The sequence below is a fragment of the Streptomyces sp. NBC_01433 genome, assembly GCF_026340105.1.
In the GTDB taxonomy this organism is placed as follows: domain Bacteria; phylum Actinomycetota; class Actinomycetes; order Streptomycetales; family Streptomycetaceae; genus Streptomyces.
The window spans coordinates 3,017,801-3,044,467 of sequence record NZ_JAPEPM010000001.1 but is presented as its reverse complement, the minus strand read 5'-3'; the positions used below and the strand labels follow the sequence as shown (position 1 = coordinate 3,044,467).

General features: G+C 71.5%; 23 protein-coding genes. 11 read left to right on the top strand and 12 right to left on the bottom strand.

The features are described from left to right. Nucleotides 1-603: 603 nt before the first annotated feature. Complete coding sequence (locus tag OG413_RS13720; protein ID WP_266805511.1) at nucleotides 604-1,593, bottom strand: GlxA family transcriptional regulator; 990 nt, start codon at nucleotides 1,591-1,593, stop codon at nucleotides 604-606. Nucleotides 1,594-1,666: 73 nt separating this feature from the next. On the opposite strand from OG413_RS13720, the gene OG413_RS13715 reads away from it, so the two are divergent. Then, nucleotides 1,667-2,254, top strand: a complete 588-nt coding sequence (locus tag OG413_RS13715; RefSeq protein ID WP_266810129.1) for a cysteine hydrolase family protein — start codon at nucleotides 1,667-1,669, stop codon at nucleotides 2,252-2,254. 4 nt (nucleotides 2,255-2,258) lie between these two features. Here the strand turns inward: OG413_RS13715 and proC are convergent, their stop codons facing one another. The 3 genes from proC to OG413_RS13700 all read right to left on the bottom strand — a co-directional run bounded on the left by proC (nucleotide 2,259) and on the right by OG413_RS13700 (nucleotide 4,118). Then, a complete protein-coding gene (gene proC / locus OG413_RS13710) occupies nucleotides 2,259-3,068 on the bottom strand; it encodes a pyrroline-5-carboxylate reductase (RefSeq protein WP_266805510.1) in 810 nt (269 codons plus the stop codon). Nucleotides 3,069-3,140: 72 nt separating this feature from the next. Then, on the bottom strand, nucleotides 3,141-3,698 hold the full coding sequence (locus tag OG413_RS13705; protein WP_266805508.1) for a hypothetical protein: 558 nt from the start codon (nucleotides 3,696-3,698) through the stop codon (nucleotides 3,141-3,143). A 63-nt stretch (nucleotides 3,699-3,761) separates the two neighbouring features. Next, nucleotides 3,762-4,118, bottom strand: a complete 357-nt coding sequence (locus OG413_RS13700) for an SH3 domain-containing protein (RefSeq protein ID WP_266805506.1) — start codon at nucleotides 4,116-4,118, stop codon at nucleotides 3,762-3,764. A gap of 124 nt (nucleotides 4,119-4,242) precedes the next feature. Between OG413_RS13700 and OG413_RS13695 the strand changes: the two genes are divergently transcribed. Beyond that, nucleotides 4,243-6,381 (top strand): serine/threonine-protein kinase, encoded by a 2,139-nt coding sequence (locus OG413_RS13695; RefSeq protein ID WP_266810128.1) that lies wholly within the window; start codon nucleotides 4,243-4,245, stop codon nucleotides 6,379-6,381. Nucleotides 6,382-6,566: 185 nt separating this feature from the next. Here OG413_RS13695 and ilvD read toward each other — a convergent pair whose 3' ends face one another. From ilvD to OG413_RS13675, 4 genes are all read right to left on the bottom strand, one after another. Continuing rightward, nucleotides 6,567-8,417 carry a dihydroxy-acid dehydratase gene (ilvD, locus tag OG413_RS13690; RefSeq protein ID WP_266805504.1) on the bottom strand — a complete coding sequence of 617 codons (1,851 nt, stop codon included), beginning with the start codon at nucleotides 8,415-8,417 and terminating at the stop codon, nucleotides 6,567-6,569. Nucleotides 8,418-8,582: 165 nt separating this feature from the next. Beyond that, the gene (locus OG413_RS13685; RefSeq protein WP_266805502.1) at nucleotides 8,583-9,200 is read right to left on the bottom strand and encodes a TetR family transcriptional regulator; all 618 of its coding nucleotides are present in this window, start codon (nucleotides 9,198-9,200) and stop codon (nucleotides 8,583-8,585) included. Between the two features lie 70 nt (nucleotides 9,201-9,270). Next, nucleotides 9,271-10,092, bottom strand: coding sequence for a sugar phosphate isomerase/epimerase (locus tag OG413_RS13680; RefSeq protein ID WP_266810127.1), 822 nt, complete (start codon nucleotides 10,090-10,092; stop codon nucleotides 9,271-9,273). Nucleotides 10,093-10,239: 147 nt separating this feature from the next. Further along, nucleotides 10,240-11,187, bottom strand: coding sequence for a Ppx/GppA phosphatase family protein (locus OG413_RS13675; RefSeq protein WP_266805500.1), 948 nt, complete (start codon nucleotides 11,185-11,187; stop codon nucleotides 10,240-10,242). 51 nt (nucleotides 11,188-11,238) lie between these two features. Between OG413_RS13675 and OG413_RS13670 the strand changes: the two genes are divergently transcribed. Beyond that, entirely contained in the window at nucleotides 11,239-12,093 is an 855-nt protein-coding gene (locus OG413_RS13670; protein ID WP_266805498.1) for a hypothetical protein, read from the top strand. A gap of 85 nt (nucleotides 12,094-12,178) precedes the next feature. Here the strand turns inward: OG413_RS13670 and OG413_RS13665 are convergent, their stop codons facing one another. Next, nucleotides 12,179-14,077, bottom strand: coding sequence for a hypothetical protein (locus OG413_RS13665; RefSeq protein WP_266805496.1), 1,899 nt, complete (start codon nucleotides 14,075-14,077; stop codon nucleotides 12,179-12,181). Between the two features lie 217 nt (nucleotides 14,078-14,294). Between OG413_RS13665 and radA the strand changes: the two genes are divergently transcribed. Next, nucleotides 14,295-15,707, top strand: a complete 1,413-nt coding sequence (radA, locus tag OG413_RS13660; RefSeq protein ID WP_266805494.1) for a DNA repair protein RadA — start codon at nucleotides 14,295-14,297, stop codon at nucleotides 15,705-15,707. Between the two features lie 80 nt (nucleotides 15,708-15,787). Continuing rightward, nucleotides 15,788-16,912 carry a DNA integrity scanning diadenylate cyclase DisA gene (disA, locus tag OG413_RS13655; protein WP_266805493.1) on the top strand — a complete coding sequence of 375 codons (1,125 nt, stop codon included), beginning with the start codon at nucleotides 15,788-15,790 and terminating at the stop codon, nucleotides 16,910-16,912. A gap of 247 nt (nucleotides 16,913-17,159) precedes the next feature. Here the strand turns inward: disA and OG413_RS13650 are convergent, their stop codons facing one another. Beyond that, nucleotides 17,160-17,960 carry a hypothetical protein gene (locus OG413_RS13650; RefSeq protein WP_266810126.1) on the bottom strand — a complete coding sequence of 267 codons (801 nt, stop codon included), beginning with the start codon at nucleotides 17,958-17,960 and terminating at the stop codon, nucleotides 17,160-17,162. 229 nt (nucleotides 17,961-18,189) lie between these two features. On the opposite strand from OG413_RS13650, the gene OG413_RS13645 reads away from it, so the two are divergent. The 5 genes from OG413_RS13645 (at nucleotide 18,190) to cseC (ending at nucleotide 22,964) form a co-directional block, all read left to right on the top strand. Further along, complete coding sequence (locus OG413_RS13645) at nucleotides 18,190-19,092, top strand: A/G-specific adenine glycosylase (protein ID WP_266805491.1); 903 nt, start codon at nucleotides 18,190-18,192, stop codon at nucleotides 19,090-19,092. 265 nt (nucleotides 19,093-19,357) lie between these two features. Continuing rightward, a complete protein-coding gene (locus tag OG413_RS13640; protein ID WP_266805489.1) occupies nucleotides 19,358-20,005 on the top strand; it encodes a SigE family RNA polymerase sigma factor in 648 nt (215 codons plus the stop codon). Then, nucleotides 19,993-20,745: a hypothetical protein gene (locus OG413_RS13635; protein WP_323137854.1), complete on the top strand. Its 753-nt coding sequence runs from the start codon at nucleotides 19,993-19,995 to the stop codon at nucleotides 20,743-20,745. The genes OG413_RS13640 and OG413_RS13635 overlap by 13 nt, the downstream gene beginning before the upstream one ends. A gap of 171 nt (nucleotides 20,746-20,916) precedes the next feature. Then, nucleotides 20,917-21,630 (top strand): two-component system response regulator CseB, encoded by a 714-nt coding sequence (cseB, locus tag OG413_RS13630; RefSeq protein WP_266805466.1) that lies wholly within the window; start codon nucleotides 20,917-20,919, stop codon nucleotides 21,628-21,630. Then, nucleotides 21,627-22,964 (top strand): two-component system sensor histidine kinase CseC, encoded by a 1,338-nt coding sequence (cseC, locus tag OG413_RS13625; protein WP_266805464.1) that lies wholly within the window; start codon nucleotides 21,627-21,629, stop codon nucleotides 22,962-22,964. The genes cseB and cseC overlap by 4 nt, the downstream gene beginning before the upstream one ends. A 163-nt stretch (nucleotides 22,965-23,127) precedes the next feature. Here the strand turns inward: cseC and OG413_RS13620 are convergent, their stop codons facing one another. After that, nucleotides 23,128-24,789 carry an MDR family MFS transporter gene (locus OG413_RS13620; protein ID WP_266805462.1) on the bottom strand — a complete coding sequence of 554 codons (1,662 nt, stop codon included), beginning with the start codon at nucleotides 24,787-24,789 and terminating at the stop codon, nucleotides 23,128-23,130. A gap of 125 nt (nucleotides 24,790-24,914) precedes the next feature. Here OG413_RS13620 and OG413_RS13615 point away from each other — a divergent pair, with 125 nt between their 5' ends. Continuing rightward, nucleotides 24,915-25,505 (top strand): TetR/AcrR family transcriptional regulator, encoded by a 591-nt coding sequence (locus OG413_RS13615; RefSeq protein WP_266810124.1) that lies wholly within the window; start codon nucleotides 24,915-24,917, stop codon nucleotides 25,503-25,505. A gap of 74 nt (nucleotides 25,506-25,579) precedes the next feature. Here the strand turns inward: OG413_RS13615 and OG413_RS13610 are convergent, their stop codons facing one another. Further along, a complete protein-coding gene (locus OG413_RS13610) occupies nucleotides 25,580-26,302 on the bottom strand; it encodes a M23 family metallopeptidase (RefSeq protein WP_266805461.1) in 723 nt (240 codons plus the stop codon). Between the last annotated feature and the right edge of the window lie 365 nt (nucleotides 26,303-26,667).

The window sequence follows — 26,667 nt, the reverse complement described above, 5'->3', positions numbered from 1 at the left end:
CGACCGGTCGGAATAAGACCAGTCGTTCACAGCGTCCTCGCTGTGTAATTGCCCACCGGAACCGTAAGGCCCGGTAGGACTTTCAAAGGAACCACCAACCTGCCGAAGCAGGCCGGGGTATCAACATATCTGGCGTTGACTTTTGGCACGCTGTTGAGTTCTCAAGGAACGGACGCTTCCTTCGGTCCCGTTTCACCGGGGCCCTCCGGGCGCTTCCCTTCGTGTTCTTGCGTTTCCGACTCTATCAGACTCTTTCGTGTCCGATTCCCGGCCGAAGCGGGTCAAGCAGTTTTCGCTTTCCAGTTCTTCGCTTTCGCGTTTCCCTTTCCGGCGAGTCCGACTCTATCAGATCCTTTCGGGCCTGATTCCCAGTCAGTGGGGCTTGCCTTCCCGGCTGTTGGGCCGTTCCGACGAGTGAGACTTTAGCGGATTCCTTGGCTCCGACGCTAATCGGGCTGCGTTCCTTCGAACGCGGATTCCTCATTTCGCGAATGCGCACGAAAAACAGCGCGACACGTGGTCGCTCGTTTGTCGTGGTTACTGCGGAATGGCTGTCCGGGGACCGACCGGGGTCGGCGCTCACGTCGGACAACTCGGAGCACACTACGGATCCGTGCGGGGCGTGTCAACCCCGGCCCTGGTGGGTGCTTCGTGGAAGGCCAGGCGGTAGGCGTGGGGGCTGGTGGAGAGGTGGGCCGCGAAGTGCTGGCGCATGGTGATCTCGCTGCCGAAGCCCGTGCGGCGTGCCACCTCGGGGAGGGGGTGGTCGGTGCGTTCCAGGAGCTTCTGGGCTGCGGCGATGCGCTGGGTGATCAGCCAGCGCAGTGGGGTCGTGCCCGTGGTCGCCTGGAAATGGCGGGCGAAGGAGCGCGGGGACATGCCCGCGCGGGCAGCGAGGGTGGCGACCGTGTGGGGTTGCGCCAGATGGGTCAGGGCGTGGGCGCGTACCGAGGCGAGGGCGTCGGCGTCGCGGTCGGCGTGCGGGGTGGGCTGCTCGATGAACTGGGCCTGGGTCCCCGTACGGAACGGAGCGGTGACCATCGAACGGGCGATCGCCGCCGCCGCCTCGGCGCCCCGCGTCGTACGGACGAGGTGGAGGCAGAGGTCGATTCCGGCCGCGGTGCCCGCCGACGTCCAGATGTTGTCATCGTGGAGAAAGAGGGCGTCCGGGACGACGGTGACCCGGGGGTGGTGGGTGCGCAGGAGCTCGGTGAGGTTCCAGTGGGTGACAGCCCGGCGACCGTCGAGAAGGCCGGCCTGGGCGAGGGTGAACGCCCCTCCGCAGAGCGCGGCGATCGGGGTACCCCGGGTGTGGGCCAGACGCAGGGCCTCCAGGACCGGGGCGGGCGCCGGGGTCAGGTGGTCGTCGAGGCCGGGGACCACGATCAGGTCGGCCCGGGACAGCCAGGCCAGAGTGCGGTCGGGGGTGAGACCGAGGCCGCCGCGCATGGGGATCGGGGCCGGGTCGGCGGCGGTGCGGCGCAGGTCGAAGGCGGGGACCCCGCGGTCGGTACGGTCCACGCCCCACACCTCCGTGATGACGGAGACGTCGAACGCCCGGATACCGGGGAAGGCCACGAGTGCGATGCGCATCGTGGCAGTAAACCATCGGTCGATGACTTCCGCCGGTCTGGGCGACGGGGAGCGGGAGGCGCAGGATCGAAGCATGGAGATCACGGAGAACGCGGCGCTGGTTGTGGTGGACGTCCAGAAGGGGTTCGAGGAGGAGGCCTACTGGGGCCCCCGGAACAACCCGGACGCGGATCGGAACATCGCGGGGCTGATCGACGCGTGGCAGGCGAGCGGGCGGCCCGTCGTGTTCGTACGGCATGACTCGGACAAGCCCGATTCGCCGCTGCGGGCGGGGTACCCGGGGAACGACTTCAAGCCGTACGTGGAGGAGCGGCGGGGGAAGGGGAGCGGCGGTGAGCTGTTCCTGACGAAGTCGGTGAACTCCGCCTTCTACGGGACGCCCGATCTGGATGCCTGGCTGCGGGAGGCCGGGGTGCGGCAGATCGTGGTGGCCGGGATCCAGACCAATATGTGCGCGGAGACGACGGCGCGGATGGGCGGGAACCTGGGGTACGAGGTGTTCTTCGCGCTGGACGCGACGTACACGTTCGACGGGGTCGGGCCCTGGGGGTGGACGCTCAGCGCCCAGGAGCTGGCGCGGGCCACCGCCGTGACGTTGCACGGCGGTGGCTTCGCACAGGTCGTGAGGAGCGAGGAGCTGGTGGCCGCGGTGGCGGTCTGACGGGTCAGCCGTTGCCGGAGGCCAGCTCACGGCTGCGGTCCCGGGCTGCTTCCAGGGCGGCGATGAGCGCGGCGCGTACGCCGTGGTTCTCCAGTTCGCGGATGGCGCTGATGGTGGTGCCGGCCGGGCTGGTGACGGCCTCGCGGAGCTTGACCGGGTGTTCCCCGCTGTCCCGGAGCATGACGGCGGCGCCGATGGCCGCCTGCACGATGAGGTCGTGGGCCTGGGCGCGGGGCAGACCGAGCAGGATGCCCGCGTCGGTCATCGCCTCGACCAGGAAGTAGAAGTACGCGGGGCCGGAGCCGGAGAGGGCGGTGGCCGCGTCCTGCTGGGACTCCGGGACCCGGAGGGTCTTGCCGACTCCTCCGAAGATCTCCTCGGCGGTGGCGAGGTGCTCGGTGGTGGCGTGGCTGCCGGCCGAGATGACGGACATGCCCTCGTCGACGAGGACGGGGGTGTTCGGCATGACGCGGACCACGGGGGTGTCCGCGGTCAGCCGGTCCTCGATGAACGCGGTCGTGATGCCCGCGGCGGCGCTGATGACCAGGCGGTCGGCGGTGACGTGGGGGGCCAGTTCGTCGAGCAGCCTGCCCATGTCCTGGGGCTTGACCGCCAGGATGAGGATGTCGGCGCTCTTGGCCGCTTCGGCGTTGGTGACGGACTCGACGCCGTAGCGGGTGCGGAGCTCCTCCGCGCGCTCGGCACGGCGGGTGGTCACCAGCAGGTCGGCGGGGCGCCAGCCCGCCCGGATCATGCCGCTGAGCAAGGCCTCGCCGATCTTGCCGGTGCCGAGGACTGCGACTGTCTGGGTCATGCGTTCACCCTCCGGGCGGTGCTCTGTGCTGTTCGGTCGTCCTCGTCATCCTTGCACCGGGGTTACCGGGGCTTACCCGTTCTTGGGGCGCTTGCCCTTGGCCGTGCGGCGGGCCGCCGGGTTCCCCGTGCGGGACGAGCGGCGCTTCGTGTACTGGGCGAGCGCGGTCTCGTACTCCGTACGCCGCAGCTTCTCGCCGGGCGCCTCCAGGAGCGAGCGGCAGAAGTAGGCCAGCAGGGAGCCGATGAAACCGATCGACTTGAGGCCGCGCAGATTGTCCTCGCGGCCCGGGTCCGCCGGGCGGGCGCCGAAGCCTTCCCACGTCTTGCGGAAGGCGATGGCGCTGCAGATGCCGAACATCAGGATGACCAGCATCCCGATCAGGCTGCCGACCTCCGCGATCTCCAGGCCCTGATAGGCGAACCGGAGCACGAAGCACGCGGCGACCGCCACGGCGAGCGAGCCGATCGCGACTCCGGCGCGCCGCAGCCCGTAGCCCCCGTCGCGGTCGACCCAGGTCGTACCGAAGAAACGGATGGGCTCGGGCCGCGGGCCGGGTGCGGTGGTGGTGCCGCCGGACGCGACCGCGCCGGTGGGCGGGGTGCCGGGTGCTTCGCTGTTCTCGCTCACGGGGTCGATTATCCCCGGACGGGCGGTGGTCGCGTCGGACCGGCCCGCACGTGCGGGCCGGTGTCAGTCGCAGCGCGGGGCGACGTATCCGTCACTGCCGGTGTGGACGTACGCGTCCGAGACGAACTGGCCGTTGGCGATGTTGTCCCACAGGTTCGTGGTGCCGTACGGGCCGGTGACCCGCTCCCCCGGCTTCTGGCAGTAGACCGGGACCTTCATCCCGTACGGAAGGGTCCGCACGATCCGGTAGTTGGTGCCGGGGCCGACCCGGACGTTGACGCGGTAGCCCGGTGCGATCGGGTACTTCTGCAGGTCGTCGGACGCGGCTTCGACGGTGGCCGCCGCCTCCATGACCGCCTCCGTGTCCGTCGCTGTATCCGTCGCTGTGTCCACCGTGGTGACGCTGTCTTCCACACCCATGGGTGCCTCCCCCGTTGAGTAACGATGACTACGACGCGCAGGCTAACAAGCCCCACGCCGCTCGTACGCACCATCGACTAGGCTCCGTGCGTCGCGCTTGCGCACGAACACACGGGGGTGGGCGATGCCGCCGCTGCGAGGGACCGGAGCCAATCCGGAAGCGGAGCATCCGGAGTACGCGGGTACGTATCGGCTTGAGGCATGCCTCGGATCGGGCGGCATGGGTGTCGTGCACCTGGCCCGCTCCGCGTCGGGGCTCCAGCTCGCGGTGAAGGTGGTGCACGGGCCGTACGCGGCGGACCCCGAGTTCCGGGCGCGTTTCCGGCAGGAAGTGGCGGCGGCACGACGCGTGAGCGGGGCGTTCACCGCACCGGTCGTGGACGCCGATCCGGCCGCCCCGCGCCCCTGGATGGCCACGCTCTACGTGCCCGGCCCCACCCTCGCCGAGCAGGTGAAGCGGAACGGCCCCCTGGCCCCCGCCGAGCTGCGCAGGCTCACCGCGGGGCTGGCCGAGGCGCTGCGCGACATCCACCGGGCCGGGGTCATCCACCGCGATCTCAAGCCGAGCAACGTGCTGCTCTCCGATTCCGGGCCCAAGGTCATCGACTTCGGGATCTCCCGGCCGTACGACAGCGATCTGCGCACCGAGACGGGCAAGCTGATCGGCTCGCCCCCTTATATGGCGCCCGAGCAGTTCCAGCGGCCCCGCGAGGTCGGTCCCGCCGCCGATGTGTTCGCCCTGGGGGCCGTGCTGGTCCACGCGGCGACCGGCAGCGGGCCCTTCGACTCGGACAGCCCGTACATCGTGGCGTACCAGGTGGTGCACGACGAGGCGGATCTCGCCGGGGTGCCCGGGGATCTCGCGCCGCTGGTCGGCCGCTGCCTGGCGAAGGACCCGGCACAGCGGCCCACGCCGGACGAGGTCATGGCGGCACTGCGTCCGCCGTCGTACGAGGCCGCCGCGTTCATACCGGCACAGCGGCGGCCGGTGGCCGTGGAGGCGGCCGACGAGCCCACCACCCATGTGCGGGTCGCGCCCCCGGTCGTACGGCGCCGACCGCGCGGCCGGCTCGTGGCGGCGGGCGTCGCGCTGCTCGTGCTGGTGACCGGCGCGGGCGCGGCGGCGCTGGGGGTGTGGGGCGACCCGGACGATCCGCCCACCCCGGCGGGCGGCAAGAAGGGGGCGGCGGCGGCCTTCGCACCGTGGCGGACCCCGCTGCGGACCACCGGCAGTGACACCCCCGTCTGTTCCTCGGGCGGGAGCTCCGCCGCCGGGGCCGCGGCCGGGATCTACTGCGCGGTGGCCGGAGCGGGCATCGCGCGCCTGGACCCCACGGACGGCCGCGTGCTCTGGTCGGACCGGAAGGGCGCGCGGAAGGGCGCGTCGCCGCCGGTGGTCGCGGGCGGGCTCGTCCACAGCGCGGATCCGGGCGGGACGCTGCGCGCGTACGACCCGGCCGAGGGCACGCGGATACGGGAGACCGATGTGTCCGCGTACCCCGACGCCCCGTTCCCGGCGGGCGGCACGCTGCTGCTGGTCACGGACGACGGCACGGTGAAGGCGCTGGACGGCGCGACCGGGAAGGCCCGCTGGGAGCACACGGTCCCCGGGCACCTGCGCCCCGACTTCGCCGTCCACGACGGCGCGTCCGGGCTGGCCTACGCCTTCGCGCACTCGGCCTCCGGCTCCACCACACTCGTCACCGCGGTCGAGGCGGACAACGGCCGGACCGCGTGGCAGCGACGGCTGGACGGGATGCTGACTCCGGCCGGGACCGCCGACGGTGCGCTCGTCCTGACGGCGATGAACGAGGACTCGGAGACCGTCGCGCTCGTCCGCTACGCCCCCGGGCCGCGCACCCTGACCCGTATCGAACTGCCCTTCCGGATGAACGATCCGCAGGTGGTGCTGGGCGGCGACACCGCGTATCTGCTGGCACGGGGCGGAACGCTGCTCGCCGTCGACACCCGCTCGCACGGAAGGGCCGAACTGTGGCGGCTGGAGACGGGTGTCGGGCGCGCCTCGGCCCCCGTCCTCGGGCCGGGCGAGCAGCTGTACTTCTCCGCGGCGGACGGGCGGCTGCTGGCCGTCGACACGGGGCGGGGCGCCCTGGTGGGCCAGACCCGCGCCCGGCTGCGGGAGGGCAGGCTCACCTACGCGTCGGTGCTGCCCGCGCCCGTCGCGGCGGGGCGGATCGTGGTGGGTACGGCCCCGGACGGCTCGGTCTTCGCCGTCGACGGGCGGGACCCGGGGAGCTGGTGAGGCGGGGAGCCGGTGAGACGGAAAGCCGGTGAGACGGCCCCACGGCGACCGGCGGCCGTGCCCCCGGCTTTCTGGCCTCGGGACGGGCGGTCACATGAAACCGGGCTCGGCGACACCCGTGGGTGCCGCCGAGCCCGGTGACGTACCGCTCGGGTCGGCCCGGCGTGGAGACGTAGCGCTCCGGGTCAGCCCAGCTTGGAGACGTCGCGGACGGCGCCCCGGTCCGCGCTCGTCGCCATCGCCGCGTACGCCCGCAGCGCCGCCGAGACCTTGCGCTCGCGGTTCTTCGGGGCGTAGACGCCGTTCAGCGCCTCACGGCGGGTGGCCAGTTCGGCGTCGGGGACGAGGAGCTCGATGGACCGGTTCGGGATGTCGATACGGATGCGGTCGCCGTCCTCGACGAGCGCGATCGTGCCGCCCGATGCCGCCTCCGGCGACGCGTGGCCGATCGACAGGCCCGACGTACCGCCGGAGAAGCGGCCGTCGGTGACCAGCGCGCAGCTCTTGCCGAGACCGCGGCCCTTGAGGAAGGACGTCGGGTAGAGCATCTCCTGCATGCCCGGACCGCCGCGCGGGCCCTCGTAACGGATGACGACGACGTCACCCTCCTTGATCTCCTTGCGGAGGATCTTGTCGACGGCCGCCTCCTGCGACTCGCAGACGACCGCCGGGCCCTCGAAGGTCCAGATCGACTCGTCGACACCGGCCGTCTTCACGACACAGCCGTCCACCGCGAGGTTGCCCTTGAGGACCGCGAGACCGCCGTCCTTGGAGTACGCGTGCTCCAGGTCGCGGATGCAGCCGCCCGCGGCGTCCAGGTCGAGGGTGTCCCAGCGCTCCGACTGGGAGAAGGCGGTCGCGGAGCGGACGCAGCCGGGGGCGGCGTGCCACAGCTCGACGGCCTCTGGCGACGGGGAGCCGCCGCGCACGTCCCAGTTCTTCAGCCACTCGGCGAGGGTGTCGGAGTGCACCGAGTGCACCTCCTCGTTGAGCAGCCCCGCACGGTGGAGCTCACCGAGGAGGGCGGGGATGCCGCCCGCCCGGTGGACGTCCTCCATGTAGTACGTACCGCCGGGGGCCACGTTCGGGGCGACCTTCGACAGGCACGGGACGCGGCGCGAGACGGCGTTGATGTCATCGAGGCCGTAGGCCAGCTCCGCCTCCTCGGCGGCGGCGAGCAGGTGCAGGATCGTGTTGGTCGAGCCGCCCATCGCGATGTCCAGCGCCATCGCGTTGTCGAACGCGGCGCGGGTGCCGATCGCGCGGGGCAGGACCGTCTCGTCGTCCTGCTCGTAATAGCGCTTGGTGATCTCCACGACCGTGCGGCCGGCGTCCTCGTACAGCGCCTTGCGGGCGGTGTGCGTGGCGAGGACGGAGCCGTTGCCCGGGAGGGAGAGGCCGAGGACCTCGGTCAGACAGTTCATCGAGTTGGCGGTGAACATGCCGGAACAGCTGCCGCAGGTGGGGCAGGCGTTCTCCTCGATACGCAGGATGTCCTCGTCGGACACGTTCTCGTCGACGGCGTCGCTGATCGCGTTGATCAGGTCGAGCTTGCGGACCGTGCCGTCGACCAGGGTGGCCTTGCCGGCCTCCATCGGGCCGCCGGAGACGAAGACCGTCGGGATGTTGAGGCGCATGGCGGCCATCAGCATGCCGGGCGTGATCTTGTCGCAGTTGGAGATGCAGATCAGCGCGTCGGCGCAGTGCGCCTCGACCATGTACTCGACGGAGTCGGCGATCAGATCGCGCGACGGGAGGCTGTAGAGCATCCCGCCGTGACCCATCGCGATGCCGTCGTCCACGGCGATGGTGTTGAACTCGCGGGGCACGGCGCCCGCGGCCTTGATCGCCTCGGAGACGATCCGGCCGACCGGGGCGAGGTGGGTGTGGCCCGGGACGAACTCCGTGAACGAGTTGGCCACCGCGATGATCGGCTTGCCGATGTCCTCGCTCGCTACGCCCGACGCCCGCATAAGGGCGCGGGCGCCCGCCATGTTGCGGCCGTGGGTGACAGTGCGGGACCTCAGCTGCGGCATCGCGCTCGCTCCTTCGACAGAAAAGACTGTCTTCGAGCGTACGCCTCGAATCCAAGATCTGGACACGGCGTCCGGATGTCGGGACGAGGTGCTCAAGGAGCGGGCGGTGTACGGGCTCCGGGACGGGCGTTCACGGCGCCGGGCCGGGCCGGGCCGGCCCGGGAGTCAGGCTTCCGTGAAGTATCTCTGCAAGGTCGGGCCCACCAACGCGACGATCTTCTCCGGGTCCGCCGAAGCCAGCGGCTCCGCCTTGATCACGTACCGCAGGATCGCGGTACCGACCAGGTGCGAGGCGGCCAGTTCCGCCCGGAAGGTCGGGTCCGGTACGTCCAGTTCCGCCGCGATCCGCTCCAGCAGCCGTCGCAGGACGAAGCCGCGCAGGACCGACGCCGCCGCTTCGTGGGTGAGCGCCGAGCGCAGGATCGCCAGCAGCGGGGCCCGGGTGGCCGGGTTCTCCCATACGGAGAGGAAGTAGCGGACCAGCCGTTCGCCCAGGCCGTCCGTCGAGCCGCCGATGAGCGCGGGGAAGGCCAGGGCGGGTTCGAAGGAGACCTCTATGGCGGCGGCGAAGACCTCGTCCTTCGTACCGAAGTAGTGGTGGACCAGCGCGGCGTCGACGCCCGCCGCCCTGGCGATGCCCCGGATCGAGGTCTTGTCGTAGCCGCGCTCCGCGAACTGGGTGCGGGCCGCTTCGAGGATGCGGGTACGGGCGTCGGGGCCGGTTTCCCCGGCGGTACGGGAGGGGCGGCCGCGACGCCGGGGGGCGGGGTCCGCTCCGGGCATCACGCGCTTCTCGGGTTCCTCTCGCCTCTCGGGCGTCACGTGCTTCTCGGACGTCACGTGCTTCTCGCGCTTACCGGGTTTCACGTGTGGGGGCCTGGGCCGACGACGCCAGGTGGAGGCGGGTGAAGGCGAGCGCCTCCGCGAGGTCGGCCTCGCGTTCGGCGGAGGACATGGCGCGCCGGGTGTTGACCTCGATGACGACATGACCGTCGAACGCGGTACGGGCCAGCCGCTCCAGCAGCTCCGCGCAGGGCTGGTCGCCCCGGCCGGGCACCAGGTGCTCGTCCTTGCTGGAGCCCTTGCCGTCGGCGAGGTGGACATGGGCCAGCCGGTCGCCCATCCGGTCCACCATGGCCAGCCCGTCCGTGCGCGCGGTCGCGGTGTGCGACAGGTCCACCGTGAAGTGCCGGTAGTCGTCGTTGGTGACGTCCCAGTCCGGGGCGTACGCGAGCATCTCCCGGTCCCGGTAGCGCCACGGGTACATGTTCTCGACTGCGAACCGCACATCGGTCTCGTCCGCCATGCGCCAGATGCCGGTCACGAAGTCGCGCGCGTAGTTGCGCTGCCAACGGAACGGCGGGTGGACGACGACGGTCGACGCGCCGAGCTTCTCCGCGGCCGCCCTGGCCCGCTGGAGCTTCACCCACGGATCGGTGGACCAGACCCGCTGGGTGATGAGGAGGCAGGGCGCGTGCACGGCGAGGATCGGGACCCGGTGGTAGTCGGAGAGCCGCCGCAGGGCCTCGATGTCCTGGCTGACCGGGTCGGTCCAGACCATGACCTCGACCCCGTCGTAGCCCAGGCGCGCGGCGATCTCGAAGGCCGTCGCGGTCGACTCCGGGTAGACCGAAGCCGTCGACAGGGCGACCTTCGCATCGGGGATGCGCACCACTGGTTCTGCCACCTGGACAGCCTACGGGCAGCGATGCGCCCCGCCGAGGGGCACCGGCGGAAAGTGACCAGGGCCATGACGGGCCTCCCGTGCCCGCGGGGCCCGTACCCGTACGGGCGTCCGCGAACGGCGTCCGGGCGGGCTTCGTCAGTACAGAACGGCCTGTTCCGTCGGGAGGTGGTCCAGGCGGCGCAGGATGACGCCCTCGCGCAGCGCCCAGGGGCAGATCTCCAGCTCCTCGACCCCGAACAGGTCCATGGCGCCTTCCGCCACCAGCGCCCCGGCCAGCAGCTGGGCGGCGCGTCCCTCGGAGACCCCGGGCAGCCGGCCCCGCTCCTCGACGGTCATCGCCGCGAGTTTCGGCACCCACTCCTCCAGCGCCTTGCGGGTGAGGGAGCGCTGTACGTACAGGCCGTCGGTGGAGCGTGCGGCGCCCGCGATCCTGGCGAGCTGCTTGAAGGTCTTGGAGGTGGCGACGACGTGGTCGGGGCGGCCGAAGCGGCTGAACTCGCCGACGCTCCGGGCGATCCTGGCCCGTACGTGGCGGCGCAGCGCCCTCACCTCCGCCGGGTCGGCCGGGTCGGCCGGCAGCCAGGCCGCGGCGAGGCGTCCGGCCCCGAGCGGCAGCGACACCGCGGCATCGGGCTCCTCGTCGATGCCGAACGCTATCTCCAGGGAGCCGCCGCCGATGTCCAGGACCAGCAGCTTCCCGGCCGACCAGCCGAACCAGCGGCGGGCGGCGAGGAAGGTGAGCCGGGCCTCCTCCTCACCGCTGAGGACCGCGAGGTCGACGCCCGTCTCGTCGCGTACCCGGGCCAGCACCCTGTCCGCATTGGTCGCTTCACGCACCGCCGATGTCGCGAACGCCAGGACGTCCTCGCACCCCTTGTCCTCGGCGGCCTGGACCGCTCCGGCGATGGTCGACACCAGCCGGTCCACGCCCACGGGGCCGATGGCCCCGTCCGCGTCGAGGAGTTCGGCCAGCCGAAGCTCGGCCTTGTGCGAATGCGCGGGCAGCGGGCGGGCGCCGGGGTGCGCGTCCACCACCAGCAGATGAACCGTGTTCGACCCCACGTCGAGGACTCCGAGTCTCATACCGGAACGCTACTGCGACCGGTCGGTCCTCCTCCTGCTTACTCTTGGCGCGTGCCAAAGACGAAAAAGGCGAAGCCGGGCAAAGCCACGAAGAAGCAGAAGACGAACCGGGAGACATCGCAACCGGAAAAGAACGGACCGAACCGGTCCGACGAGACGGGCATCGATTTCGCGCGGGCCTGGGTGGAGTTCCCCGATCCCTCGGACGACGAGCAGATCTTCCGCTGCGATCTGACGTGGCTGACCTCCAGGTGGAGCTGCATCTTCGGCAGCGGCTGCCAGGGAATCCAGGCGGGCCGCGCCGACGACGGCTGCTGCACGCTGGGCGCCCACTTCTCCGACAAGGACGACGAGAAGCGGGTGGCAGGCCATGTCGCACGGCTGACACCGGAGCTGTGGCAGTTCCATGACGTCGGTACGCAGACGGGCTGGGTCGGCGTCGACGAGGACGGCGAACGCCAGACGCGTCGCTGGGAGGGCTCCTGCATCTTCCAGAACCGGCCCGGATTCGCGGCCGGTGCGGGCTGCTCGCTGCACATCCTGGCGCTGCGGGAGGGCAAGGAGCCCCTCGAAACGAAGCCCGACGTGTGCTGGCAGCTGCCGATCCGGCGTACGTACGACTGGATCGACCGGCCCGACGACACGCGCGTGCTCCAGGTCTCGATCGGTGAGTACGACCGCCGGGGCTGGGGTCCCGGCGGCCACGATCTGCACTGGTGGTGCACCTCGGCCACGTCGGCGCACGGGGCCGGGGACCCGGTGTACGTCTCCTACCGCCCCGAGCTCACCGAGCTGATGGGCAAGGAGGGCTACGACCGGCTGGTCGAGCTGTGCGAGGAGCGGCTGTCGTCGCTGCTGCCGATGGCTCCGCACCCAGCGGATCCGCGGACCGGTCCGTCTGCCTGATCCGGGTCCGGCGGCCTGATCCGTCGGCGGCCTTCTCGTCCCACGGACCGACAGCCCGCAGGCCCTGACCGGCCCCCGCGGGCTGTCAGTCCGTGGGGGCCGGTCCGGACGTGCCGGTGGGCGGGTCGGACGGGTTCGGGGAGGTCGGCGGGCCGGACGGCCCCGGGTCCGTGGGGTCCGTCGGGCCGGGGGTGGCATCCGTCGGGGTCGGGGTGGGGCCGGTGGGGCCGGTGGGATTCGGCGTGGGGTGTGTCGGGTTCGTTCCCGGGTCCGTCGGGCGGGGGGTGTGGTCCGTCGGACCCGACGGGCCGCCGTTCGCCGGAGACGTGGCTCCGTACCCCTCGATCTCGACCACGGCCCCGGAAGGGGCGATGCCGATGCGCGCGCTCCACGGCCCGCCCGGCTCCGCCGCGTGGTTCACCGAGACCCGGATCGTGACGCTCTCACCGGCGGCGAGGCTGCCCGACGTACGGCTGAGGCGCAGCCACGGCGCGTCCACCCACGCCGACCAGGCGATGTGGCCGCTGCCGGAGGCGGTCAGGGTGACGGTCGTGACGTCGCCGGAGGACCGGGCGGTGACGGCGAGGCGGCCGGGGCCGTGCTGTCCGTCGCCGGTGCTGATGACCTCGGCCGTCACGTCCTGGACACGGGCACCGTCCGTGAAACGGTCGCCGAAGCGGCCGCCGGGACGGGCGTTGCCCGCGTTCTCGTAACGGTCGTGCGGGGCCCCGTCCGTGCCGCCCCTGCCGTCCGTCTCGGTCGCGGTGACCGAGGAGCCGCCGTGGCCCTCGCCGGTGTGCGGCGCCCCCCGGTAGGCGGCCCACAGGGCGATCACGGGGGCGGCGACGACCGTCGCGACCACGGTCGTCGTCACGACCCGGGCGCGCAGCCGGTCCCGGCGCGCGGCGTGGTCCTTCGGGTCCAGCGGGTAGCCCGCCCGGTCGAAGCGCGGGGTGTGCGGCCTGGATCGCCGGGCGTGGACCATGGCGACGCGCACGGAGGGGCGGGGCGCCTCGACCAGCGGCAGCACCGTGGTGGGCGTGACGTCGGCTCCGGGCCAGGGACCGGCGGCACCGGCCCGTTCGGCGACGCGACGGCAGCGGGGGCAGTCGTCGACGTGCCGGACGAGCTCGCGGCGCAGCACGGCGGAGAGCAGGACCCGGTGGTCGCCCGTGAGACGGGCGACGGTGGGGCAGTTCCCGGTCTCGACCACGGCGAGGGCGGCGCGGGTGCGCTCCACCTCGCAGACGGCGGCTGCCAGCAGCTCCCGGGCGCCGGAGGGCTCCAGGCCGAGTACGGAGGCGACGGCGCGCGGGGTGAGCCGGTGGCGTACCGCGAGTTCGAGCGCCTCCCGTTGTTCCGGGGTGGTGCCCGCCGCCTCGGGCCAGGCGAGCCTGGCCAGTTCGCGCCGCCGTGCCTCGGCGGCCGGGGACTCGGCGGGGGCCGGGACGGCCGCTTCCTCCGGGGTGGGGGGCGTGGCGGGGCTCATGGGGGTTGCGCCGGGCGTGGACACCGGCGCGCGGTGGTTCACGTGCGCCGGTGCTTGCGCGGCCCAGGTCTGGGTGGCGTCCGACTGCGCGGTCCTGGTCCGGGCGGTGTCGGACTGCGCGGCCTTCGGGCGGGCGGACGGCTTGCGCGTGGCCCTGGCCTCCTTCGCCGGGTGACGGTGGGCGTGACGGCCGCGGTTGCGCTCGGCCAGCTTGCGCAGGCACGTCCACCTGGCCAGCGCGTACAGCCAGGTTTTACGTTCCTCCTCGCCCGCCGGGCACCGGCCGTCCTGCCGCTCCGCGATCACCAGGACCGCGCCGAGCGCCTCGGTGGCCGCTTCGTGGTCGCAGAGCACGGAGAGGCAGTACGTGAAGAGGCCGTCGAGATACGGCTCGTCGCCTGCGGGCAGCCGCAGTGCCGACGAGCGGGGCGCACGACGGTGCGCCCGGTGTGCGCCGGTGGTGTGCGTGGGGGGCTCCAGCCTGCTGCTCGTCACCCGGCGACCGTAGGCATTGAGGACATGCCCTTAGTACCCCTTCAGCACTTTTAACCCTTACGGGTGAACGTATCCCTCAAAAGGGGACAGGAATCACTGATTCCGCCGCGAGCGCCCCCGCACGCCCCCGCGCCGAGCCGCGCTGTCGTACCGCCCCGGGCCGCGCTGTCGTACCGCCCCGGGCCGCGCTGTCGTACCGCCCCTATACGGTGACGCCATGGCTGCCCGTACGAAATCCACGAAGGACCGGCCGTCCTACCGCTGCACCGAGTGCGGCTGGACCACCGCGAAGTGGCTCGGCCGCTGCCCCGAGTGCCAGGCGTGGGGGACGGTCGAGGAGTTCGGCGGCGCCCCCGCCGTGCGGACGACCGCGGCCGGCCGCGTCTCCACCGCCGCCGTCCCGATCGGCCAGATCGACAGCCGCCAGGCCACCGCGCGCTCGACCGGCGTCGGAGAGCTGGACCGGGTACTGGGCGGGGGGCTCGTACCGGGCGCCGTCGTGCTGTTCGCGGGCGAGCCGGGCGTCGGCAAGTCGACGCTGCTGCTGGACGTGGCCGCCAAGGCGGCGAGCGAGGACCACCGCACGCTCTACATCACGGCCGAGGAGTCCGCGAGCCAGGTACGGATGCGCGCCGACCGGATCCGGGCGATCAACGACCACCTCTACCTCGCGGCGGAGACCGATCTGTCCGCGGTGCTCGGCCATCTGGACGCGGTCAAGCCCTCACTGCTCGTGCTCGACTCCGTCCAGACCGTCGCCTCGCCCGAGATCGACGGCGCACCCGGGGGCATGGCCCAGGTCCGCGAGGTCGCCGGGGCGCTCATCCGGGCCTCCAAGGAGCGCGGGATGGCCACGCTCCTGGTCGGCCATGTCACGAAGGACGGCGCGATCGCCGGGCCGCGGCTGCTGGAACACCTGGTCGACGTGGTGCTGTCCTTCGAGGGCGACCGCCACGCCCGGCTCCGTCTGGTGCGCGGCGTCAAGAACCGTTACGGGGCGACGGACGAGGTCGGCTGCTTCGAGCTGCACGACGAGGGCATCACCGGACTCGCCGACCCGTCGGGCCTCTTCCTCACCCGTCGCGACGAGCCTGTGCCCGGCACCTGTCTGACCGTCACCCTGGAGGGCAAGCGGCCGCTGGTCGCCGAAGTGCAGGCGCTGACAGTCGACTCCCAGATCCCTTCACCCCGGCGCACCACCTCCGGTCTGGAGACCTCCAGGGTCTCGATGATGCTGGCGGTACTGGAGCAGCGCGGCCGTATCAGCGCGCTCGGCAAGCGGGACATCTACAGTGCGACGGTCGGCGGCGTGAAGCTCACCGAACCCGCCGCGGACCTGGCGATCGCGCTCGCCCTGGCCAGCGCTGCCAGCGACACCCCGCTGCCGAAGAACCTGGTCGCGATCGGTGAGGTGGGCCTCGCGGGCGAGGTCAGAAGGGTCACCGGAGTCCAGCGCAGGCTGGCCGAGGCGCACCGCCTCGGCTTCACCCACGCACTGGTCCCGACCGACCCGGGGAAGGTCCCGTCCGGTATGAAGGTCACGGAAGTCGCCGACATGGGCGACGCTCTGAGGGTGCTCCCGCGCCGGTCTCGTCCGGAGGCACCACAGGAGGACGGCGCGCGCCGGTAGACTTTGCCCTGGTCTCGCCCGCCCGTACGAACGGTATGAGGGACGCAAGGGCTTCGCAAACCTGTGACCGGAGGAGTGCAGTGGCAGCCAACGACCGGGCGGCATCGCCCGGAAAGTCCGGCCAAGGCACCGGCAACGAGGCGCTGATGCGCGCCTCGTTGAGCGCGGTCGCGCCCGGAATGGCCTTGCGGGACGGCCTGGAGCGCATCCTCCGCGGCAGTACCGGTGGACTGATCGTCCTCGGTATGGACAAGACCGTCGAGTCGATGTGTACCGGCGGATTCGTGCTGGACGTGGAGTTCACCGCGACGCGGCTGCGCGAGCTGTGCAAGCTCGACGGCGCGCTGATCCTCGACAAGGACATGACCAAGATCCTGCGGGCCGGTGTGCAGCTGGTGCCGGACGCGTCCATCCCCACCGAGGAGACCGGCACGCGCCACCGCACGGCGGACCGGGTCTCCAAGGCGTGCGTCTTCCCGGTCGTCTCGGTCTCGCAGTCGATGCGGCTGATCGCGCTGTACGTGGACGGGGAGCGGCGGGTCCTTGAGGAGTCCTCCGCGATCCTGTCCCGGGCCAATCAGGCGCTCGCGACGCTGGAGCGGTACAAACTGCGCCTCGACGAGGTCGCGGGCACGCTCTCCGCGCTGGAGATCGAGGACCTGGTGACGGTCCGGGACGTGACGGCGGTCGCCCAGCGCCTGGAGATGGTGCGCCGGATCGCGACCGAGATCGCCGAGTACGTGGTGGAGCTGGGCACCGACGGGCGGCTGCTCTCGCTCCAGCTGGACGAGCTGATCGCGGGCGTCGAGCCGGAGCGTGAACTGGTCGTACGCGACTATGTGCCGGAGCCGACGGCCAAGCGGTCCCGCACGGTCGCGGAGGCGCTGACCGAGCTGGACGCGCTGAGCCACACGGAACTGCTGGAACTTGCCGTGGTGGCACGGGCACTGGGGTACAGCGGCTCGCCGGAGACGCTGGACTCGGCGGTGTCCCCGCGGGGATTCCGGCTGCTGGCGAAGGTGCCGCGGCTGCCGGGGGCGATCATCGAGCGGCTGGTGGAGCACTTCGGCGGTCTGCAGAAGCTGCTGGCCGCGAGCGTGGACGATCTCCAGACCGTGGACGGTGTCGGGGAGGCCAGGGCCCGGAGCGTGCGGGAGGGGCTGTCGCGGCTGGCGGAGTCGTCGATCCTGGAGCGGTACGTCTAGGGGTGGCGGGGGGTTTGTCCTCAAGCGCCGGACGGGCTGGGGTGTGACGCCCTGCCGGGCGGGTGAGGTGCCGGGCCCACGGAGCGGCGGTTCCGTCCTCAAGCGCCGGACGGGCTGGGGTGGCCGCTCCGGTTCCGTCCTGAGCAACGGACGGGCTGGGGTGGGCCGCCCCGGTTCCGTCCTCAAGCGCCGGACGGGCTGAGGTGGGCCGCCCCGGTTCCGTCCTGAGTGTCCCGCGGGCTGGGGTTCAGTCCTTGGAGAGGACGAATGAGGCTCGTTGCAGGGGTTCTCCCGGGGCCTTTGCCTCCAGGAGGTACGTCCCCGGGCCCGCCTTCGCGGCGGAGGGTGTGGCGCATCGGGGGGCGCTCAGGGTGCGGTCCCAGGCCACGGTGTGGATCACGGTCGTGCCCGCCGGGACCTTCAGGAGCAGGCTGCCGGGGGCGGCCGGGCAGTCCTTCGAGGACCACACCTGACTGTCCTCGTCGCCCCCGGCCTCGGTGATGGTGAGGACCGCGTTCTTCGGGCCGAGGTCGGCCTTGCAGGAGGTGGCCGAGGTGTTCTTGGCGATCAGTTCGAACTTCGGCTTGTCCTCGGGGCCGTAACTGACCTTCGTACGCAGGCTCAACTGGATCGCGGCCGGGACGCAGTCGGGAAGCGGTGAGCCGGCCGGGACCTGCTGGCCCGCCGTTCCGCCGCCCGTCGACGCCCCGTCGGATCCCACCGTGCCGGCGGAGCCGGAGCCCGCGCTGCCGCCCGTGCCGGGGTCCCCGTTGCTGCCGTCGGTTCCCGCGTCGTCCCCGCCGGTGTCACCCGACTCGTCGCGTCCGCCCGGCTGTTGGCTGATCGCCGGTCCGGAACTTGAGGGGCCGGGGGTGATCGACCGCACCGGATCCGATCCGTCGGCCTTCGCGTCGCCGCTGTTCCCCTTGCCGTCACCGGAGGTGACGACCCATACGATCAGCAACGCGAGCAACGCAACCAGCGTCGCCGCGACTGCCCTCCGTCGCCAGTAAATGGTGGAGGGAAGCGGCCCGACCGGATTGCGCATAGAACCCACGGCCCGAACTCTACGAGAGATCCGGGCCAAGTCCCGCCCCACCCGCCGCTCCGATCGACAAGTTTTGCGGATCATCATCACGGAACCCCCGATGGCACCCGCTGGACAGGGGCAGAGGGGACAGAACGGGTGGCGTTCTCGCCCCCTGGACCGCCGGGACGGCCGACACCCCCGCACCCGTGACCCTCGCCCCGTCTTCCGTGCCAGGATCGGACGTGCGATGACTGCCATGACTTCGACACACACGCCCCCCACGTCCCTCCACACCCCCGTCATCGGGTGGTTCGAGCAGCACGCCCGCGATCTGCCCTGGCGCCGCCCCGAAGCGGGCGCCTGGGGTGTGATGGTGAGCGAGTTCATGCTGCAGCAGACCCCGGTGAGCCGGGTCCTCCCGGTGTACGAACAGTGGCTGGCCCGCTGGCCGCGCCCCGCCGACCTGGCCGCCGAGGCGCCCGGTGAAGCGGTCCGCGCCTGGGGCCGGCTCGGCTACCCCCGCCGGGCGCTGCGCCTGCACGGGGCCGCGCAGGCGATAACGGAACGGCACGGCGGCGACGTACCGAGCGAGCACAACCAGCTGCTGGCGCTGCCCGGGATCGGCGAGTACACGGCGGCGGCCGTGGCCTCGTTCGCGTACGGGCAACGACACGCCGTGCTCGATACGAACGTCCGCCGGGTGTTCGCCCGCGCCGCCGCCGGTATCCAGTACCCGCCGAACGCGACGACCGCCGCCGAACGCAAGCTCGCCAGGGCGCTGCTCCCCGAGGAGGACGAACGCGCGGCCCGCTGGGCGGCCGCGACGATGGAGCTCGGCGCGCTGGTGTGCACCGCGAGGAACGAGGACTGCTCGAAGTGCCCGATCGCCTCGCAGTGCGCCTGGCTGCTGGCCGGGAAGCCCGCGCACCAGGGGCCTGCCCGCCGTGGGCAGACGTACGCCGGTACGGACCGGCAGGTACGCGGCCGGCTGCTCGCGGTCCTGCGTGAATCGGTGGCTCCGGTTCCGCAGGCCGCGCTGGACGCCGTGTGGGACGAGCCCGTGCAGCGGGCCCGCGCCCTGGACGGGCTGGTGGCCGACGGGCTGGTCGAACCGCTGCCCGACGGCCAGTACCGGCTGCCGCTGACCTGAGCCGTATCCGACCGGACCTGAGCCGGACCCGACGGGACCTGAGCAGGACCTGAGCAGGACCCGACCGGTCCGGGTCCTGCCCCCTCCGCCCCGGTCCGACCCGGTCCGCCCCGGTCGTAGGACCGGGTCGGGACCAGGGCTGTTACACAACCGATGGGCAGCCGTGCGCCGGTGTATGGCTGCTGCGCACACCCTCGTGACAACGCCTCCGTAGCGTCTCCGACAGCAGCACACACGGGGAACTACGGGGTCGGAGGCGGTTGGAATGGCGCAGGGCGAGGTGCTCGAATTCGAGGACTATGTACGCACCCGGCAGGACGCTCTGCTGCGCAGCGCACGCCGTCTCGTCCCCGACCCGGTGGACGCGCAGGACCTGCTGCAGACCGCGCTGGTGCGTACGTACGGCCGCTGGGACGGCATCGCCGACAAGTCCCTCGCCGACGCCTATCTCCGCCGCGTCATGATCAATACGCGTACCGAGTGGTGGCGGGCCCGCAAGCTTGAGGAGATCCCCACCGAACAGCTGCCCGACGCGAGCGTCGAGGACGGCACCGAGCAGCGTGCCGACCGGGCCCTGCTGATGGACATCCTGGGCGTGCTGGCTCCCAAGCAGCGCAGCGTCGTCGTGCTGCGACACTGGGAGCAGATGAGCACCGAGGAGACGGCTGCCGCGCTCGGTATGTCGGCCGGTACGGTGAAGAGCACGCTCCACCGGGCGCTGGCGCGACTGCGCCAGGAGCTCGAGAACCGCGAGATCATGAGCCGCGAGGCGGTCGGCCGCGAGGCCGAGGGCCACCGGGCGACCGCGGCCCGTCCTTCCGGCCGTGCGGCGGTTGTCGGGGCGCGTGCACACACACCGGCGCAGCGGGACGGGCGCCACGACGAGCGGGGGCGGGAGCGGTGCGCGGCCTGACAGACAGCGGCGACGGCGGCGCGGGCGACAGCCCCGCGCACGACGGCGGTCGTGGAGGTACCGCCCGGAGCACCAGGCTCCGGGCGGGCATGGCGGCGAGTGGTACGGCCTTGGCCGGACTCGCCGCCATCGTGGTGTTCTGCGTCGGCTGCTCCACGGGCGGCACCGGCACCCGCGACGAGGGCCCGGCCGGAACCCAGCCGGTCACCCACGTCACGACGCCTCCCGTGAGTACGCCCACCGGCACGGCGAAGCCCGCCAGGCGGGTCGATGCCGTGGCACTGCTGCGGGCCGACGCGAAGGTGAGCGACCGGGTCAAGGACGGCCTCAAGCCCTGCGTCGGGGACGCGTACCCGGTGGACACCTCCTACGGTTCGATGACCGACGGCCCCGTGACCGATGTCGTGATCAACGTGATGGCCTGCGCCGATTCGGTGGGCATCGGGACGTATGTGTACCGCCAGCGCGACGACGGCTCGTACCAGAACGTCTTCACCGCCGAGACGCCCGCGGTCTACGGCACCATCGACCGGGGCGATCTGGTGGTGACGACGCAGGTGTACGGGTCGAAGGACCCGCTCGCCTACCCCTCGGGCTCGGAGGTGGTCACCTACCGTTGGGCGAGCGATCGCTTCAGCGAGCACGACCGGGTGCACAACGACTTCAACCGGGCCGTCGGCAGCACGGAGGGCACGCTCTCCGAGCCCGTGCCGCCGGAACCGGAGCCGGCGAAGAGCTGAGCCCGCGACGACGACGGGCGCGGCGAGCGACAGGTGCGAAGAACGACAGGCGCGACGGGACCCGGCGAAGAACGGCTCAACCCGAACGACGTGAAGTAATCGACGCGAAGTCGACGCGAAGAAGTCGACGCGAAGACATCAGAGCAACCGAGAGCAGCTGAAAGCAGTCGCATGGCCGAGACCCATGTCCTCTTCGTCGAGGACGACGACGTCATCCGTGAGGCCACCCAGCTCGCGCTGGAGCGGGTCGGCTTCGCGGTCACCGCGATGCCCGACGGGCTCTCCGGCCTGGAGGCGTTCCGGGCCGACCGGCCCGACATCGCCCTGCTCGATGTGATGGTGCCGGGCCTCGACGGGGTGAGCCTGTGCCGCCGCATCCGGGACGAGTCGACGGTGCCCGTGATCATGTTGTCGGCGCGGGCCGACTCGATCGACGTGGTGCTCGGCCTGGAGGCCGGGGCGGACGACTACGTCACCAAGCCCTTCGACGGCGCCGTGCTCGTCGCCCGCATCCGGGCCGTGCTGCGCCGCTTCGGCCACGCGGCCGGGGCGGACGGCCGGACGGTGGCCGGTACGGACCTGGATACGGGGCCCGAGGGCGGGGTCCTGGCCTTCGGCGATCTGGTGATCGACACCGAGGGCATGGAGGTACGCAAAGGGGGCGAGCAGGTGGCGCTGACGCCGACAGAGATGCGGCTGCTGCTGGAGTTCTCGTCCGCGCCTGGCACCGTGCTCTCCCGCGACAAGCTCCTGGAACGGGTCTGGGACTACGGCTGGGGCGGCGACACCCGGGTCGTGGACGTGCATGTGCAGCGGCTGCGCACCAAGATCGGGCAGGACCGCATCGAGACCGTCCGCGGTTTCGGCTACAAGCTCCGGGCATGAAGAAACTGGCCCTGCGGACGGGTGTCCGCTGGAAGATCAGCATCGCGATCGCGGCGGTCGGCGCGCTCATCGCGGTGGCGCTGAGCCTTGTCGTGCACAACGCCGCCCGGGTCTCGATGATCGAGAACGCCCGCGAGGTGCAGCTGGAACGGCTGCTGGGCGCCCAGCGGTTCTACGAGGCGACGAACATGAAGAGTTCGGCGCCCAAGTTCGGCGCCAAGCTCAACGACCCCACGCTGCCGCCGAGCGTGCGCGACGAGGTCCGCAACAACCGGCGCGCCACGCACGTCGAGGAGTACGAGGACGGGGTGCCCGACGTCTGGGCGGCCGTCCCGCTGGCCAACGGCGACATCCTCTCGCTGCACACCCGGTTCGCCGACCGCAGCGCCACGATCATGACCGACCTCGACCGGGCGCTGATCATCGGCTCGGTCTCGGTGGTCTTCGGCGGCTGCGCCCTGGGCGTCCTGATCGGCGGCCAGCTGTCGCGCAGACTGCGCAAGGCGGCGGCCGCGGCCGGCAAGGTCGCGCAGGGGCACACGGACGTACGGGTCAGGGAGGCCGTCGGCGGGGTCGTCCGCGACGAGACCGACGAGCTGGCGCGGGCCGTCGACGCGCTGACCGACGCGCTGAACGAGCGGATCGAGGCGGAGCGCCGGGTCACCGCGGACATCGCCCATGAGCTGCGTACCCCGGTGACCGGGCTGCTCACCGCCGCAGAGCTGTTGCCGCCCGGCCGGCCCACCGAGCTGGTGCGGGACCGGGCGCAGGCGATGCGGACGCTGGTGGAGGACGTACTCGAAGTGGCGCGGCTGGACAGTGCCTCGGAGCGGGCCGAACTGCAGCAGGTCCAGCTGGGTGAGTTCGTCAGCCGCCGGATCGCCCTGCTGGACCCGGACGTCACGGTGCGGGTGGTGCACGAGTCGTGGGTCTCCACCGATCCGCGGCGCCTGGAGCGCATCCTCGGCAATCTGCTGGGCAACGCCGCCAAGCACGGGTCCACCCCGGTGGAGGTCACGGTCGAGGGCCGGGTGGTGCGGGTCCGCGACCACGGGGCCGGTTTCCCGGAGGCGCTGCTGCGGGAGGGGCCCAGCCGGTTCCGTACGGGGAGCGCCGACCGGGCCGGGAACGGCCACGGGCTGGGGCTGACGATCGCGGCCGGGCAGGCACGGGTGCTGGGGGCCCGGCTGACCTTCCGCAACGCGGCGCCGCTGGGCGCGGCGGAGGGGACGGGCGGGGCGATAGCGGTGCTGTGGCTGCCGGAGCACGCGCCGACGAACACCGGGAGCTTCCCGATCCTTCAGCTTGCGGATCAGCGGCAGCCGGCGGAGTAAGCGCGTAGCGCGTAGGCGTGGACATGCGTGCGAACGCGGTCGGGCCCCGGAGACTCGCGTGTCTCCGGGGCCCGACCCCGTATCGCTGGGCTCGCGCTGCTGGCGCTGCTGGCGCTGCTGGCGCTGCTCGTGATGTTCGCGCCGTTCGCGCTGTTCGCGCTGCTCAGACGGTCTGCGACTTCTTCGCTCCGGACGGCCCGGAAGCCCCGGCCGTACCGGAAGCCCCGCTCGTACCCGTCGTACCGGAAGCCTCGGCCGTCACGTCGTCCGTCGGCGCCTGATCGTCGACCGTTACCGCCGGGCCCGCGCCCCGCAGCGGGACCTCCTTGACGAACAGGGACGCCACCAGGGCCAGCACCGCCACCGAGCCGCCCACCAGGAAGGCGATGTGGGTGCCCGAGGCCACCGCGAACCTGTACGCCTCGCTCAGCTCGTGCGGCAGCTTCGCCAGGCTTGCCGCGTCCAGCTGGGCGGACTTCTCCGTGGCGGCTCCGCCACCGCGCGCCGCCATCTCGTCCTGCACCCGGCCGGTGAACAGCGCGCCCATGATCGCGACGCCGAAGGAGCTGCCGAGCGTACGGAAGAGGGTGGTCGAGGACGAGGCGACGCCCATGTCCTTCATCTCGACGCTGTTCTGCGCGACGAGCATGGTGATCTGCATCAGGAAGCCCATGCCCGCGCCGAGCACCGCCATGTAGATGCCGGAGGTGACGCGCGAGGTCCCGGTGTCCATCTGGGCGAGCAGGAAGAGGCCCGTCACCATCAGGGCGCTGCCCACGATCGGGAAGATCTTGTACCTGCCGGTGCTGGTGGTGACCCGCCCGGCGACCAGCGAGACGATCATCATCGCGAGCAGCATCGGCAGGAGCAGCAGTCCGGAGTTGGTCGCGGACGCGCCCTGCACCGACTGCTGGAACAGCGGCAGGAAGAGCACCGCGCCGAACATCACGAAGCCGGCCATGAAGCCGATGACCGACATGAGGGTGAAGTTGGCGTTGCGGAATATGTGCAGCGGAATGATCGGCTCCGGAGCCTTGCGCTCGACGAGGAGGAAGCCGACGAGGGAGGCCACGCCGAGCGCGATCAGCTCCATGATCACGGCCGAGCCCCAGGCGTACTCCGAACCGCCCCAGGTCGTGACGAGGACGATCGCGGTGATGCCGACGGTGAGCAGTGCGGCGCCCAGGTAGTCGATGTTCGCCTTCGACCGTTCCTTCTTCGGCAGGTGCAGTACGACGGTGACCATCGCGAGGGCGACCGCGCCGAGCGGCAGGTTGATGTAGAAGCTCCAGCGCCAGCCGAGGTGGTCGGTGATGGCGCCGCCGACCAGCGGTCCGCCGATCATGGCTATGGCCATCACACCGGCCATCATCCCCTGGTACTTGCCGCGCTCCCGGGGCGGTACGAGATCGCCGATGATCGCCATGACGCCGACCATCAGGCCGCCCGCACCGAGCCCCTGCACCGCGCGGAAGCCGATCAGCTGGCTCATGTCCTGGGCCATGCCGCTCAGGACCGAACCGATCAGGAAGACCACAATGGCCGTGAGGAAGACGCCCTTGCGGCCGTACAGGTCGCCGAGCTTGCCCCAGATGGGGGTGGAGACGGCGGTCGTCAGCGTGTAGGCGGTGACCACCCATGACAGGTGCTCCATGCCTCCGAGGTCACCGACGATCGTCGGCATGGCGGTGCCGACGATCAGGTTGTCGAGCATGGCGAGCAGCATCGCGATCATCAGGGCGAGTATCACCACCCGAACGCTGCGTGGCTCCGGTTCCTGTTTTACGTCCGTCCGCCCCGCAGACGCCTTGCTCAGCTCCGCCATGGTCCCCACTCCCCTGTTTCCCGGTACACCGAGCACTTACTTGCCGCCCGGCTAGTTGACTAGACTGGGAACGTAGACCCGCAACTAGCCGGGCGTCAAGTAAGTACTGGGAGAGCACGATGGGCATGGACAGTGCGCCGCAACCGCGCCGGGGCAACACGCGCCAGCGCATTCAGGACGTCGCCCTGGAGCTCTTCGCCGAGCAGGGGTACGAGAAGACCTCGCTGCGCGAGATCGCCGAGCATCTGGACGTCACCAAGGCCGCGCTGTACTACCACTTCAAGACCAAGGAAGACATCCTCAAGAGCATCTTCGAGGACCTCAACCGGCCCGTCGAAGAGCTGATCGTCTGGGGCGGGACGCAGCCGCGCACCCTGGAGACGAAGAAGGAGATCCTGACCCGCTACAGCGAAGCGCTGGCGGGCGCCGCCCCGCTCTTCCGCTTCATGCAGGAGAACCAGGCGACCGTACGCGACCTGAGCATCGGCCACACGATCAAGAGCCGGCTCGTGACCCTGGTGGACCTGATCAGGGACGCCGACGCCCCGCTCACCGATCAGGTGCGCTGCTTCAGCGCGCTGTTCACGCTGCACGCGGGGATGTTCGCCATGAACGGCGTCGACGGCGACCCCGAGGACAAGCGCAAGGCTGTCCTCGAAGTCGCCGTCGAGCTGGTGACACGAGCCCACGACCCGGGGGCCGATCCCGAGGCGTAATGCCTCTGTCGGATCGGACGCCGGGGGGCATGGCCAGGGGCGTGGCCGGGGCTACCGGGTCAGGCCGGTCTCCGTCAGACGGAGACGTGCACGGACCGCAGGAACGAGACCGGGTTCAGCGCGGAGCCGTAGTTCGGCGTGGTGCGGATCTCGAAGTGCAGGTGCGGACCGCTGGAGTTGCCCGTGTTGCCGGACAGGGCGATGGTCTGGCCGGTGTTCACCTGCTGACCGACGCGCACGTTGATCTTCGACAGGTGCGCGTACTGCGAGTACTTGCCGTTGGAGTGCTTGATCACGACGGCGTTGCCGTACGCGGGGCCGTCGCCGCCGCCGTTCGGGCCCGCCTTGACGACGGTGCCGGAGTGGGCGGCCTGGACCTTGGTGCCGATCGGCACGGCGAAGTCCTGGCCGGAGTGCTTGGCGGCCCAGCGGGCGCCACCGGTGCCGTAGCTGGCGCTCAGCGTGTAGTGGTCGACCGGGGCCTCCCAGGCGGCGGCCTTCGTCTTCGCCGACGCCTTCTTGGCCGCTGCCGTCTGCTTGGCCGTCGCGGCCTTGTCGGCCGCGGCCTTCTTGGCGGTGGTGGCCGCCTTGCCCTGGGCCGCCGCCTGCTTGGCGACCGAGTCGGCCGTCACGCTGCTGACGAGGGCGGTGGTGCCGGTGGCGCCCGTGGTGCCGGACGCGAACGCGGCGCCCGCACCGAGCACCATCGATGTACCGAGGCCGACGGCCACGACGGCACCACGGACGCGGGACACCGACGGGCGGGTGGAGTGCTGGATCGTTGCGCGCTTCGACATACGGGGAAGTCCTCCGGAGGTGAGTGGACCCGGCGTGTTGTCCGGGCTTGCTCCACCTTGGTAACCCGCACCCCCGCCAGTGCTCAACCCCCCCATCTACGATCAAAAGCCGTAGATGAACCCTCGGGAATTCGCCGCGAAGGGCCCCGCCGGGAGACCCCGACAGCCTTCGGAATCTCTTTCGCGGAACAGGTTTAGCCCCTGTTCCATACGCCCCCAATCGGACATCGCGCCGCAATACAGGCTTTTCACCTGAACCGTCCAACGTCCCTCCCCGCCCCGGGACCAAAGTCCCTCCGGCGATCACCGCCCGGTCTCCTAAGCCGCCTAGTACGCTCCGAACAGGCTGTGCGCCTTGTCACCGC